Below are 12,006 nucleotides of genomic sequence, written 5' to 3' on the forward strand. Positions count from 1 at the left end.
TAAATGTAATTGTAATTGTGATAGACCTACAAGCACAATTAACATAATTAAAAATGTTAAAATCACTATCACTACTTATATTATAAATAAGAATACCAATAAAACAACTATGATCATAGCTCATACTCCAGATGCTGATGATGCGTTCCTCTTCTATGGGATGCTGAAAGGTAAAATAGCGACCAAGGTGCGGGTAAAGCATGTGGTTGATGACATTGAAGCACTGAACAGGAGAGCTTTTGGTGGAGAGATAGATGTCACTGCACTTTCCGTGCACGCTTATGCATTTCTTTATTCTCAATATCGTATTCTCTCTGCTGGTGCGAGTGTTGGCGATGGATACGGACCGGTGGTGGTGGGGAGGAGGGATATGGAGTTAGAAGGGAAGAAGGTGGCAGTGCCCGGAAAGTACACAACAGCGAACCTGATACTGAAGTTAGCGATTGCTGATATAAATACAGTCGAGATGAGGTTTGACGAGGTCGTTGAGGCGTTGAAGCGTGGGGAAGTTGATGCCGGACTGGTAATACACGAGGCTCAACTGACCTACAAGGATCAGGGACTGGTAAAAATACTTGACCTGGGTGAATGGTGGCATAAAAAGACAGGTCTTCCTCTTCCTCTCGGCATTAATTGCATAAAGCGAACTATACCAGTGGATCAGCAATTGGAATTCCTCGATGCTATGCGTGAGAGCGTGCAGTATGCGCTGAAGAACGTAGACGAGGCTTTGAGGTATGCAATGAGATATTCAAGAGGTGCGAAAGAAGAGCAGTTGCGGCAATTTGTACTGATGTACGTGAACAGGGACACGTACGAGATGTCAGACAAAGTGATAAAAGCGCTCGATACGCTTTATGGACGAGCAGAGCGAGCAGGGTTTATCTCTAAACCGCCTTTGGACATCCTTTTTCCATCCATACCTAAATAAGATGTATAAGAGGATGTGGACGTGGATGTATATATTCATACTCTTTGATTAACGTGACAGAAGAGGATAGATTTATAGCTCCTGGGATAGAAGGGGACTATTAGAGCTGTGGTGAGACGTAAAGAGATAGAAGAGTTATTTAAAGAGGACGTTCATGAACTCGGAGAACGAGCAGATCGTATAAATCGTGAAGATGGGAATTTAGTTACTTTCGTCATTAACAGGCATATAAATTATACGAATATCTGTGTTGCAAGATGCCCCTTATGCGCTTTCTATCGTGAGCCTGAGGATAAAGAAGCGTACTTCATGAGTGTTGAGGAAGTATTGGGACAGGTTGAAGATGCGGTAAAGAAGGGCGCTACTGAGCTTCATATCGTTGGTTCATTGAATCCTGCAATGGACGTAGAATACTTCGAGAATATCTTCAATCAGATAAGAATGCGATTCCCCAAAGTCTGTATCAAAGCACTTACCGCCACTGAAATATATTTTCTATCACAGATAGAGGGTATGAGCGTGAAGGAGGTACTGCTGAGATTGAAGGATGCAGGACTACAAGCATTGCCGGGTGGTGGAGCGGAGATCCTTGAAGAGAGGATAAGGAGAATCATATGTCCGGGGAAGCTGGGAGCAGGGGAATGGCTCAAGATCATGGAGATAGCACACAGTATTGGTCTGAGAAGTAATGCGACGATGCTCTTCGGGCATGTAGAACAGCCGGCAGATCGTGCTACCCATCTTCTCAGGCTCTGGGAGCTGCAGGAGAAGACTGGCGGGTTTGTATCTTTCATTCCTCTTCTATTTCATCCTGAGAACACAGAACTTGGGTTGCATATCAGGCATAAAGCGAACCCAATCGACGTTCTCAAGACGATAGCAATTTCGAGGATAGTACTGCGTAATTTCAGGAGTATAAGGGCGTACTGGGTTGCACTTGGTGCAAAGCTTGCACAGGTTGCGTTGAATTATGGTGCAAATGACATAGACGGTACGTTGATGGGTGAGAAGGTTACACATGCAGCGGGTGCAAAGACGCCATGCACACTTGCAATTGCAAACATAGTGGCACTTATCAGAGGAGCTAATAAGATAGCGGCGGAACGAGATACTTTTTACAATATTATCAGGGTCTTCACATCACCTTCTCCAGACTCATATCGAGCATCTTCTTCGTCTCACGCGCAAGCGCATCAGGAAGTCCAGTGATGTCAACATTCAGGAAACCGCGAATGATCACTGATGTGGCTTCTTCTTCACTCAAGCCACGAGCCATCAGGTACAATATCGCCTCCTCTGCTATCTTACCCACCGCAGCTTCATGCGAGAGGTCAAGGTCTTTACGAACAGCTTTGAGTTCTGGAATAGAGGTTATTGTCGCATTATCAGAGAGTATCAACCCCCTGCATTCTATGTGTCCACTTGCATTTGCACCCTCGCCTATCATCTCACCACGTGCGATGACCTCCGCGTTATCGGTAGCGACCACTCTGGAGATGATCTCCGCTCTGCTGCGTTCGCCCTTCAGCACTGCTCTTGAGCCCGTATCTATTCGGGCATTGCCTGATGCATAGATGATGGATTGAAAATTAGCTCTCGCATTCTTACCCTCGCAATACGCAGTTGGATACGTTTGAAGTGATTTCACCGGTGTCATTAAGATATAGTTGCTTATGAAAGTCCCGTCATCTTCTATCACCACTGCGGTTCTTGGTCTCACCTCCACACCTTCGCTCCAGTTGTGTATCATAGTAAAAGTGATTTTGGCACCGCGCTTCACATAGAACTCAGAAACGCCGAGATGAAGCGCTGACTTGACTGCATGAGCAACGGAACAGCCAGTGATAATATGAAGCTCCGAGTTCTCTTCTGCAATTATGATATTGTGAACCTTCTGCCCGGTTTTATCAGTAGTAATGAATAAGCAAGCCTGGACCGGAATAGTTACCTTCGAATTGGCTTTTGCTCTGATAAAATAACCATTCATCTGGTCTAATTCAACATCAGAGGTATATTTATCCAAATCAACAGGTATTGCCCTCCATAGATAATCTGCGAGCCATTCATGCTGTTTCAATGCTTCTGTGGTGCTCATAAGCTCCAGACCGGGGAATTTCACACGCGAGAATACCACAGAGCGGTCTTGCAGCAGGAAAGAGCCGGACCTGCCACTCTCAGAAGGTTCAATGCCAGCACGAAGCAGATTCTGCTTATACTCCTGAGGAACTTCGGCGAGCGACTTGAGAGCATCGTGTTCTCTGGTCTCTGTATTATAACGCTCGAGGTTGATGTCATCGCCCAGACCTGCTTTCTTCTCTCGTGCACGCTTCGCGCGCTCTATCATATCTCGCATATCTCGCTTATTCATTCACCTCACCCTGCATTTCTCCACACATTTCTCAAATCCCCCTTCCATTATGTTCTTTGTTATCTCGTCAGGCATACCAGAACAGGCTATACTGCCATCGAGCATCACATGCGCGCGGTCAGCTTTTATGTAGCGCATGATAAAACCACTATGGGTAATTATAAGTCCCGCACGTGCTCTCTTACTCGGCAACTTATTCCTGTCCAGAAGTTCACACATTATCCCGCCTATAAGCTCTATGTTCTCCACATCAACACCGGAATCAGGCTCATCGAACATAATGAACTCCGGTGATTGCGCCATCAGCTGGAGTATCTCCGACCGCTTCACCTCGCCACCGGAAAAACCGAGATTTACATCCCGGTTAAGGAACTCAGAGGGGATATTTACCCTCGCTGCAAGCTCTATCATACCTTCATCTATTGATGCCTCGCTTCTACCCTGTGCGATATTCACCATGTCGCCGAGCGTGACGCCCCTTATCTGAGGTGGATGCTGGAATGATACACCCATCCCCAGCTTCACTCGCTCGTTGGTTGGTAAATTTGTTATATCAACACCTTTAAATTTTATACTCCCGCTTTTGACCTTATAGCCTGGAAAACCAAGTATAGTCAACAAAAGGGTTGTCTTACCACAGCCATTTGGTCCAAATAATACATGCACCTCTCCACGCTCGATATTCAGGTATAAACCACGTAGGATCTCCTTCCCTGCTACTTCCACCGTCAGGTTCTCTATTTCCAGCATCTTTATGATTTTACCGTTCACATATACCCACTTCTATTTATATATTCTCGCTACTTCTTTATCAACCCTATTTACACTTCTTCATAGATTGAGACAGTAGACAGTATATTCTGCGATTTTATCCCATGTGAAATACTTCTTCACTCGCATCCTGCCTCTTTTTCCCATCTCTCTAGTATTCTCCATATCATCCAGCAAGATGTTTATCCTCCATGCTATATCGGGGGAATTACTGCCATCCACATGGATACCTGTCTGGTCATGACCAGAGGGGATTACGAAATCGCGGAATCCACTTATACCCATGGCACCAGCTACAACAGGTTTCTCCATCGTCATCGCTTCCAGTGCAGTGATGCCAAAAGGTTCATATACCGATGGCGCAACGAACAGATCGCAACTGCCGTAATGCAATATCCTTTCATCTTCTGATACGAACTCAACCAGCCTCGCCGGATATTCCCGGACGAAAAAACCTATCCTCATTATATATGTATATATCCCACTCATATAATATGATATAAAGTTTAGGGGTGAGAATAAGATGGAGATAAGATGGTGTGGACATGCCTGTTTTGAGATATCAGGTGAAGCAGGGGTGGTGATAGTTACAGACCCTTATGACGAGAGCATAGGGTATCAAATGCCGGATTTGCGGGCTGATGTCGTCACTGTCAGTCATGAGCATTACGACCATAATAATGTAGCGGCAGTGAAGGGCAATCCAGAAGTAGTGAGAGGACCAGGGGAGCATATTGCCAGCGGGATAAGATTTCTTGGCATTGATACATACCACGATACCTCAAAAGGCGTGGAGAGGGGCGAGAATACTGTCTTTCTCTTTGATGTAGACGATATAAGATTATGCCATCTGGGCGATCTGGGGCATATTCTGGACGAGAATCAGGTAAGAAGCATCAGGGAGAGAGATATAGATGTGCTGTTCATACCCGTTGGAGGTGTGTACACGATAGATGCGAGCGGCGCTAATAGGGTACTGAACCAGCTGGAACCAAAAATAGCGATACCAATGCATTATAAGACATCACCTCTGCGATTGAATATAAATAAGGTGGATAGCTTTCTGCGGGGTAAGAAGCGAGTGAGGGAGGAGGAGAAACTTTCGCTTCGTAAAACCGATTTGCCACCACCAGATGAGATGGAGATAGTGGTGCTGGATTGGAGGTCTTAATTTCTGCATTTCTGCTTGCTATTTATTTGGCACAATGATGAGAAATGGGAAGATTAGCAGTGTGTGTATGTTCTGGCGGAATAGACTCGACGGTTGCGGCAACAATCGCATCACGTGAGGGATATGAGTTGTATGTCTTACATGTATCTTACGGGCAGCGTGCGGAGTTGAGAGAGCGGGAAGCAGTGAAGAGGATATCAGCTTATTTGGGCGCTGCTGATTTGAAATTCACCACTATTGATATGATCAAAGAGCTTGGGGGTTCCGCGTTGACCGATTATAGGAAGGTTGTCCCTGCTGGCGAGGAAGTGAAACTGGAGAAGAATGAGACACCCTCCACATGGGTACCATGTCGTAATCTGGTCCTTTTATCATTAGCAAGTGCGTATGCGGAAGCAATCTCAGCGAATAGTATCTTCGTTGGCTTCAATGCCGAGGAGGCGAAGTCTTATCCAGACAACAGTAAGGAATTTGTCGAGCGATACAATGTAGTGCTGGAGAAGGCAGTGGCTTCTTTCTCCACTCCTCCTGAGGTTCGAGCTCCTCTTGTGGACTTATTGAAACCTGAGATAATAAAGAAAGGAATAGAAGTAGGAGCTCCGTTAAAATTCACTTATTCATGTTACCTTGGCGGTGAGAAGCATTGCGGTCTCTGTGAATCATGTCAGCACCGCCGGAGAGGGTTCAGGGATGCGGGCGTGGAAGACCCCACGGAGTACGAAACCTGAACCCAAAGCTTATTTTATTAAAATTGCCCTTCATAAAATAATAGGATAGGCAGGTATGTATGATGGATGATATGATTGAGATCTGTGTATATGGCAGGGGAGGGCAAGGAGGAGTGACGCTGGCAGAGCTGGTGGCACATGCGGCTATCGCTGAAGGTAAACATGCCCAATCAATGCCTTCTTTTGGTCCAGAACGTAGAGGGGCACCTGTTCTTGCTTTCTTGCGAGTGAACGAGCGTGAGCGAATAAAAATAAGGGCTGAGATAACCGAACCGGATGTACTCGTCGTGCTTGACCCCGGTCTGTTGCATATAGGCACTGTACTCTCACAACTCAAAGAAGGAGGTATAGCAGTAGTGAGCACAAAAAGAGCACATGAAGCTTTGAAATCGGAGCTGGGATTGGGCAGATTGGCAACCGTGGATGCGATGAGTATCGCCCGGCGAGTTCTGGGCTTACCTATTGTCAATACCGCAATGATAGGAGCGCTTGTGAAGGCAACGGGCATAGTGCAGTTAGAATCGTTGAAGCGGGTAATGGAAGACCGATTTGGAAAACTCGCAATAAAGAACCAGGAAGCGATGTTAGAAGCGTATAATGAGACGGTGGTGAGTTAAGAAGATGAGCAACGGAGATATGATAGGGTGGAAAGACCTGAAACCAGGCTTTGTGGTCACCGAGCCGGGGAGTGCATCCACATATAAGACCGGCGATTGGCGGTCTGAGAGACCAGTTCGTGCGAATGAGAGATGTACAAAGTGTGGTATATGCTATATCTATTGTCCTGAGGGCTGCATTGAAGAGACGGAAGACGGGTTCTTTGAGGCGGATTTGTACTATTGCAAGGGCTGTGGAATCTGTGCACACGAGTGTCCACGAGGAGTAATAACAATGGAAGAGGAGAAAGAGGAGGAAGGGAATTAGAATAGAAATTATGAAGAGCGAAGCCAGAGCGATATTGATCGTCTGTGATGGTCTTGGTGACAGACCGACGGTGGGTGGTAAGACGCCATTGCAGGCTGCTGAGACACCTAATATGGATGCAGTGAGCGAAGCCGGGATTAACGGTTTGATAGACGTGATATCACCAGGGATAGTTCCGGGTAGCGATACCGCTCATCTCTCTCTCTTTGGATATAACCCGTATGAGTATTATCCGGGCAGAGGGGTTTTCGAGGCACTCGGTGCAGATATGGAACTGCGAGAGGGCGATGTCGCATTCAGAGCAAATTTCGCTACCGTTGATGCCAATATGCGGATTATTGACCGTAGAGCGGGCAGAAAGGGCAGTAAAGAGCTGGCTGATGCACTTGACGGACTCGAAATAGATGACATCAGGATATCACTGAGGAATACAACAGAGCATAGATGTGCACTCGTAATGCGTGGTGATAATCTCTCAAAACTGGTTTCTGATGTGGATACGCACGTTGAGGGTGGTGTCGTGAGCGAATGCAGACCGCTGAAAGAAGGCTCAGCGGAGAGGAAGACCGCACGCATCGTGAACGAATTGGTAAGAAGGAGCTATGAGATCCTGAACAAGCATCCAGTGAACGAAGAGAGGAGACAAAAAGGTGAATTACCTGCGAATATACTTCTACTACGCGGTGCAGGCAGTTATAATAAGATCTCTTCAATACGTGACCGATTTGGATTAAGTGCTGCCTGTGTAGCTGGCGCTTCGCTCTATAAAGGAGTGGCGAAATATCTCGGTATGACGGTCATCCCGATAGAGGGAGCGACAGGCAAGAGTGATACGAATCTTGGTAACAAAGCCGAAGCAGCGTTAAACGCATTGCGAAGCTATGATTTCGTATTCGTGCATGTGAAAGCAACCGATAGCATGGGGCATGACGGCAACTTCGAGGGCAAGAAGGAGATGATCACAAGGATAGATAAAGAGCTTGTAGCAGAGTTGAAAGACGCGGATGCGTATATTATTATCACTGCGGACCACAGTACGCCGGTATCAATAAAGCGCCATAGCAGCGATCCCGTGCCCGTTGTGATGAAAGGAGAGGGAGTGAGGAGGGACGAAGTGAAACATTTTGACGAGATTTCAGTGGCATCTGGCGGCTTATGCAGACTTAAAGGTCTGGATTTGCTCCCAATAATAACTGATTTCACTGGCTGTTATATAATGTATGGGACTTAACTTGGATTTCACGGGAAACACAGTGCAGAAAAGAGAGGTTTGTGCTGAGACGCTATGCAGTTACCTTCTTCTCCATCACTGGAATCCGCGCTTCCAGGGAATCATACCGTGAATCTACTGCCTCAAATCGCAAAATCATCTCATTTCTCAAGCTATCGAACTTAACATCCACTTTTGCATTTAATCCTGTAAGCCTGCCATCCACCTCCACCGCCTCAAACTTTGTCATCATCTCGCTTCTCAAGCTTGCAACTTCCTTCTCCACTCCATCTATGCGTGTATGCAGGGCTTTTATCTCTCCTGTGATCTCGTTTCAACTTCGGCATGAGTAAGCTGTTCTATCCAGCCGGGTATTTTCTCCATGATGTATCAACCAGTGCTTTTACATTGATCTTACAGACTTACAGACACTGCGAAATGTAAAAATAGTTTAAATTAAATATAAATACAAATACACAATTTGAGATACATGAAAGAAGGGATTGTAAGCATAGTGGAAGAGGAAGGGGTGGAGCATAAGAATCCGATAGTGATAGAGGGTTTGCCGGATGTTGGTCTGGTGGGTGCGATTGCAGCATCCTACATCGTGGAGAAGATGAAATATAATGCGATAGGGTACATTGAATCTGATTTGTTCCCACCGGTTATGGTCATCCATGGTGGCAAATTGAAGAGCCCTTTCTGTTTGTATGGCAACGAAGAGGTGATAGTGGTCTCGTCTGAGATTGCAGTACCTCCAAATGCGGTCTATCCGTTGACTCGAACACTTGCTGACTGGTTCAGCAGTATAAATGCGGCACTCGTGATATCAATAACCGGCTTACCGGTGAAGAACAGGATGGATATAGAGAAGCCGGAGGTCTTTGCGGTGGGTAACAACGAGGAAGTGGTGAAGGAGCTGAAGGCGAAGCAGGTGGAACTGCTGCAAGAAGGTTTCATTGCTGGTACATATGCGGTAATGCTGCGAGAATGTTACAAGAGGGGGCTGAATGCGTTTTCTCTGCTCGCTCAGTGTTTCCCAGTATATCCCGACCCTGGTGCCGCGGCATCAGCTATTGGCTCCCTTGATAAATTCCTGCAATTGGGCATAGATGTGGGGGAGTTGATGGAGAAGGAGGAGGAGATAAAACTGAAGGCGCGAGACCTTATGCGTCAGACTGCTCTATCCGCTTCCGAGATGCAGAAGAGTGCGGAGCAGGATATGCCATTCATGTATCGTTAGAGGAGATGAAAAAGAAATGGGTCTGGAAAGGCGGATAAGAGATGCGATGTGGAGTTATAACGGCAATTTAGAGCCGTTGCATGAACTGGAAGATAGGGGTGATGAGATAGTTATCACTCTTGACCTGCCTCGAGTGAAGAAGGAAGATGTGGAGATAAATACAACAGAGGATTCTGTGGAGATAAAAGCGAAGATGAGCGAAGCGGTCTGCTGGGAGAGGTGGGGTAGCGTTCAGAGGCGAATAAGCTTTCAGCAGCTCAGAAAGCAGATAAAATTGCCCGAACCGATAGACCCCGATAAAGCTTCCGCTTCGCTTAAAAATGGCATCCTCAGGATATCACTACCAAAAAAGAGGACAAAGGTGCTCATACCCATACAATAAGAGAGTAGGTAAAAGTGTTAAAGGTGCTTTTTCCTACCCCTTATCCTTGTAATACTCCAGCAGTGCCAAACCTCAAACTATCTTCTCATGCGTTTCTTCCTCTCTATTTTCTCTGCAAAGTAAAGCCCTATTATAATCCCAGCATCAAATATAACGGCAATCACACCTCTTTCCTCTTCGCCGAATCCTTTTAATCACAGGTATTCACAGCGTCTCTATCCCAAAAGACTCCAGCAGTATCTCCGTATTTATCTTCCCACTTGTAAACGTTTTCCCGCTTTTTATCTCGTTTACTGTGATCTCCGCAGGTGCAAACATACCGGCATCCACTTTAAAGAAATCGAAACCAGCATCCTTGAAGGTTCTGTAGAACGGCTTGCCATAATCCGGTGAGTTCAGCGATGGCACTTTCTTCACATAGCTCTTCAGCTCATCCACGTCATCATACTCCACCGTGTAATACATGCGACCACAATATATGATGCAGTCGTTCGTAGAGCCCATACATTCCACATCACTGCCCACGACCGGCGAGACCGGGATGATACCATGAGCATGTTTTATGGTGTTTATATCGAAGCCCAGGGAATCAAACTTGTGTATACCGGTTTCTATCCCTCTCGCGGATATCTGTACGGAGCCAGCGAGAGAGGCTGTTGGCACGACAACAATATACAGGTCCTCAGTGTCCACTCTGCAGTCTTCGGCTATCTTGTCTGTTACTTCTTCATCTGGTATTGCATTACTCTCCAGAATTAACACCGCTTCGGTTGCATCATCCTCGTACCCTATCTTCTCATACAGTTCACGCGGATTGAGCGAAAGCGCCCTTGCAGGACCTGACCCCATGCCAAAGAATTTCTTCACTTTAATCCGCCATCCTGCATATTGCGATGCCATACAGGCAATTACAGGGTGGTCAGTGGTGAGCTCTAATGCCGGTACTGAGAATTTACCGAGGTCAAAAGTGCTGATTCTTATATCAGCGAGGTCTGCCATGCATATCCGCGCTACATATAGACCCGCTTCAAATCCCCCTTCTACTTCCACGCCTGCATCTATTACCGTTGTCCCATTATCCAGCTCCAGAATATCCACCTGCAGCTCATCCGCGTTATCCATCATCTCTTCAAACACGTCCAGCCCATACTCATTCACACTTACACTTATCATTATTCCTCTTTCACTCTCCTTCTCACCTTTCTCTTTCTATTACAATATCATCCAACCTATTCCTATTTATAATGATACGTTTATTGTGGTTCGTGGTTATGAAGGAGAAAGGGTGTGAAAATTTATTCCCGGGAACATGATGGCTAATGCAGATTCGACATATTTCTACATTCCCACAGGTCTTTGCCGCTGTTGAATCTATCTTGGGAGCTTTAATGATAGCTCTACTAAGCTGCTTTCTTATTCACAGTTACTTACCGCGTGTCTCGTTAGAGTACGAGCCAGGTGGCTGCGATTGCTCTCGCTCGTGAGCTCTTTGGCGAGTTCTAGCGTGAGAATGTTGCATGTACGAAAAGTTTATAAGGCTATATCCCCTCATTATTAGCGAGTATGTAATGCACGCAATGTATGACCAATTTGCTATCCTGGATCCAAGGAAGAGAATAAGAGCACTGCAAGAACTGGTATATCCGTCTATCATCCACTCGAAGTGGGGTGCGGAGGACAAAATTCGCGCTCTCTACCGCCATAAAATCAGGGTTGTGAAGGCTATAGAGCGATTGGAGGACGTAGAGGAGAAGAAAGAGTTGAATAAAGACCTTGAAGAGCTATATTCGCAGTATATAGCCTTTTTTGGATTTGAAGTGGTGGAGATAAGGAAATATGAGCTGGAAGTGGAGAGGGAGCAGGAAGATATAGAAGCTCAGCATGCTATCACCCACAGCGAATCAGAGGAAGTACCTGCCCCAGTACCAACCTCCACACTATGGATTAAAGCTCGTGTGAGGATGATTAGGGCACAGGTGCTGAAGAGGTCCATTGTGAATCCGACGTATGCGGCGGATGAGCTTGCAACGCTGGTAGATGACCTGTACACACTTGAAGGTAAACTATCTCTGGAGCCGGATACGCAGGAAAAGGCTGATATATTCGAGGATATAGATAAGGTAAAAGAGCTTCTGTTGCATTGCCAGTGAAAAAGTATAAGCATAAGTATAAAGAGAAGGAGAAGCAGGTTCTGGAGCTCAAGAAGCTGCTTGGAGATGATCCCTTCTGGTTCACTGTAGCACAGAATCTCGGGATGATAGAAAGGGTCAGGCAGAGA

General features: G+C 46.1%; 15 protein-coding genes. 10 read left to right on the top strand and 5 right to left on the bottom strand.

Features of this window, described 5'->3' with window-relative positions; all coding sequences use genetic code 11:
* Nucleotides 1–109 precede the first annotated feature (109 nt).
* Complete coding sequence (locus J7J01_03345) at nucleotides 110–931, top strand: hypothetical protein (protein MCD6209923.1); 822 nt, start codon at nucleotides 110–112, stop codon at nucleotides 929–931.
* A 108-nt stretch (nucleotides 932–1,039) separates the two neighbouring features.
* On the top strand, nucleotides 1,040–2,140 hold the full coding sequence (locus J7J01_03350) for a CofH family radical SAM protein (GenBank protein ID MCD6209924.1): 1,101 nt from the start codon (nucleotides 1,040–1,042) through the stop codon (nucleotides 2,138–2,140).
* On the opposite strand, the gene J7J01_03355 is transcribed toward J7J01_03350, so the two are convergent.
* The 3 genes from J7J01_03355 to J7J01_03365 form a co-directional block, all read right to left on the bottom strand.
* The gene (locus J7J01_03355) at nucleotides 2,067–3,299 is read right to left on the bottom strand and encodes a SufD family Fe-S cluster assembly protein (GenBank protein MCD6209925.1); all 1,233 of its coding nucleotides are present in this window, start codon (nucleotides 3,297–3,299) and stop codon (nucleotides 2,067–2,069) included. The two genes, J7J01_03350 and J7J01_03355, sit on opposite strands and share 74 nt — an antisense overlap.
* A complete protein-coding gene (locus J7J01_03360) occupies nucleotides 3,300–4,049 on the bottom strand; it encodes an ABC transporter ATP-binding protein (GenBank protein MCD6209926.1) in 750 nt (249 codons plus the stop codon).
* 81 nt (nucleotides 4,050–4,130) lie between these two features.
* Complete coding sequence (locus J7J01_03365) at nucleotides 4,131–4,535, bottom strand: glycosyltransferase family 4 protein (protein ID MCD6209927.1); 405 nt, start codon at nucleotides 4,533–4,535, stop codon at nucleotides 4,131–4,133.
* A 58-nt stretch (nucleotides 4,536–4,593) separates the two neighbouring features.
* Here J7J01_03365 and J7J01_03370 point away from each other — a divergent pair, with 58 nt between their 5' ends.
* The 5 genes from J7J01_03370 to J7J01_03390 are packed head-to-tail and all read left to right on the top strand — an operon-like array spanning nucleotide 4,594 to nucleotide 8,124.
* Nucleotides 4,594–5,241: an MBL fold metallo-hydrolase gene (locus J7J01_03370; protein MCD6209928.1), complete on the top strand. Its 648-nt coding sequence runs from the start codon at nucleotides 4,594–4,596 to the stop codon at nucleotides 5,239–5,241.
* 44 nt (nucleotides 5,242–5,285) lie between these two features.
* Nucleotides 5,286–5,969, top strand: a complete 684-nt coding sequence (queC, locus tag J7J01_03375; GenBank protein MCD6209929.1) for a 7-cyano-7-deazaguanine synthase QueC — start codon at nucleotides 5,286–5,288, stop codon at nucleotides 5,967–5,969.
* A gap of 59 nt (nucleotides 5,970–6,028) precedes the next feature.
* On the top strand, nucleotides 6,029–6,586 hold the full coding sequence (locus tag J7J01_03380; GenBank protein ID MCD6209930.1) for a 2-oxoacid:acceptor oxidoreductase family protein: 558 nt from the start codon (nucleotides 6,029–6,031) through the stop codon (nucleotides 6,584–6,586).
* 4 nt (nucleotides 6,587–6,590) lie between these two features.
* Nucleotides 6,591–6,893, top strand: a complete 303-nt coding sequence (locus J7J01_03385) for a 4Fe-4S binding protein (protein ID MCD6209931.1) — start codon at nucleotides 6,591–6,593, stop codon at nucleotides 6,891–6,893.
* Nucleotides 6,894–6,903: 10 nt separating this feature from the next.
* The gene (locus J7J01_03390) at nucleotides 6,904–8,124 is read left to right on the top strand and encodes a 2,3-bisphosphoglycerate-independent phosphoglycerate mutase (protein ID MCD6209932.1); all 1,221 of its coding nucleotides are present in this window, start codon (nucleotides 6,904–6,906) and stop codon (nucleotides 8,122–8,124) included.
* Between the two features lie 52 nt (nucleotides 8,125–8,176).
* On the opposite strand, the gene J7J01_03395 is transcribed toward J7J01_03390, so the two are convergent.
* Complete coding sequence (locus J7J01_03395) at nucleotides 8,177–8,389, bottom strand: hypothetical protein (GenBank protein ID MCD6209933.1); 213 nt, start codon at nucleotides 8,387–8,389, stop codon at nucleotides 8,177–8,179.
* Between the two features lie 204 nt (nucleotides 8,390–8,593).
* Between J7J01_03395 and J7J01_03400 the strand changes: the two genes are divergently transcribed.
* Together J7J01_03400 and J7J01_03405 are read left to right on the top strand one after the other, a co-directional pair.
* Nucleotides 8,594–9,346, top strand: coding sequence for a proteasome assembly chaperone family protein (locus J7J01_03400; GenBank protein MCD6209934.1), 753 nt, complete (start codon nucleotides 8,594–8,596; stop codon nucleotides 9,344–9,346).
* A gap of 16 nt (nucleotides 9,347–9,362) precedes the next feature.
* Nucleotides 9,363–9,728: an Hsp20/alpha crystallin family protein gene (locus J7J01_03405; GenBank protein MCD6209935.1), complete on the top strand. Its 366-nt coding sequence runs from the start codon at nucleotides 9,363–9,365 to the stop codon at nucleotides 9,726–9,728.
* 204 nt (nucleotides 9,729–9,932) lie between these two features.
* On the opposite strand, the gene mch is transcribed toward J7J01_03405, so the two are convergent.
* Nucleotides 9,933–10,901, bottom strand: a complete 969-nt coding sequence (gene mch, locus J7J01_03410) for a methenyltetrahydromethanopterin cyclohydrolase (GenBank protein ID MCD6209936.1) — start codon at nucleotides 10,899–10,901, stop codon at nucleotides 9,933–9,935.
* A gap of 344 nt (nucleotides 10,902–11,245) precedes the next feature.
* Between mch and J7J01_03415 the strand changes: the two genes are divergently transcribed.
* The gene (locus tag J7J01_03415) at nucleotides 11,246–11,878 is read left to right on the top strand and encodes a hypothetical protein (GenBank protein ID MCD6209937.1); all 633 of its coding nucleotides are present in this window, start codon (nucleotides 11,246–11,248) and stop codon (nucleotides 11,876–11,878) included.
* Nucleotides 11,879–12,006 lie beyond the last annotated feature (128 nt).

This window comes from Methanophagales archaeon, from assembly GCA_021159465.1.
Taxonomy (GTDB): domain Archaea; phylum Halobacteriota; class Syntropharchaeia; order Alkanophagales; family Methanospirareceae; genus G60ANME1.

Excerpts from the sequence above, each read along its gene's own strand:
- J7J01_03405 (MCD6209935.1), top strand. The coding sequence starts at position 9,363 with ATGGGTCTGGAAAGGCGGATAAGAGATGCGATGTGGAGTTATAACGGC.
- J7J01_03390 (MCD6209932.1), top strand. The coding sequence starts at position 6,904 with ATGAAGAGCGAAGCCAGAGCGATATTGATCGTCTGTGATGGTCTTGGT.
- J7J01_03400 (MCD6209934.1), top strand. The coding sequence starts at position 8,594 with ATGAAAGAAGGGATTGTAAGCATAGTGGAAGAGGAAGGGGTGGAGCAT.
- J7J01_03365 (MCD6209927.1), bottom strand. The coding sequence starts at position 4,535 with ATGAGGATAGGTTTTTTCGTCCGGGAATATCCGGCGAGGCTGGTTGAG.
- J7J01_03380 (MCD6209930.1), top strand. The coding sequence starts at position 6,029 with ATGATGGATGATATGATTGAGATCTGTGTATATGGCAGGGGAGGGCAA.
- queC (MCD6209929.1), top strand. The coding sequence starts at position 5,286 with ATGGGAAGATTAGCAGTGTGTGTATGTTCTGGCGGAATAGACTCGACG.
- J7J01_03385 (MCD6209931.1), top strand. The coding sequence starts at position 6,591 with ATGAGCAACGGAGATATGATAGGGTGGAAAGACCTGAAACCAGGCTTT.
- J7J01_03370 (MCD6209928.1), top strand. The coding sequence starts at position 4,594 with ATGGAGATAAGATGGTGTGGACATGCCTGTTTTGAGATATCAGGTGAA.
- J7J01_03360 (MCD6209926.1), bottom strand. The coding sequence starts at position 4,049 with ATGCTGGAAATAGAGAACCTGACGGTGGAAGTAGCAGGGAAGGAGATC.
- J7J01_03415 (MCD6209937.1), top strand. The coding sequence starts at position 11,246 with ATGTACGAAAAGTTTATAAGGCTATATCCCCTCATTATTAGCGAGTAT.
- J7J01_03355 (MCD6209925.1), bottom strand. The coding sequence starts at position 3,299 with ATGAATAAGCGAGATATGCGAGATATGATAGAGCGCGCGAAGCGTGCA.
- J7J01_03345 (MCD6209923.1), top strand. The coding sequence starts at position 110 with ATGATCATAGCTCATACTCCAGATGCTGATGATGCGTTCCTCTTCTAT.
- mch (MCD6209936.1), bottom strand. The coding sequence starts at position 10,901 with ATGATAAGTGTAAGTGTGAATGAGTATGGGCTGGACGTGTTTGAAGAG.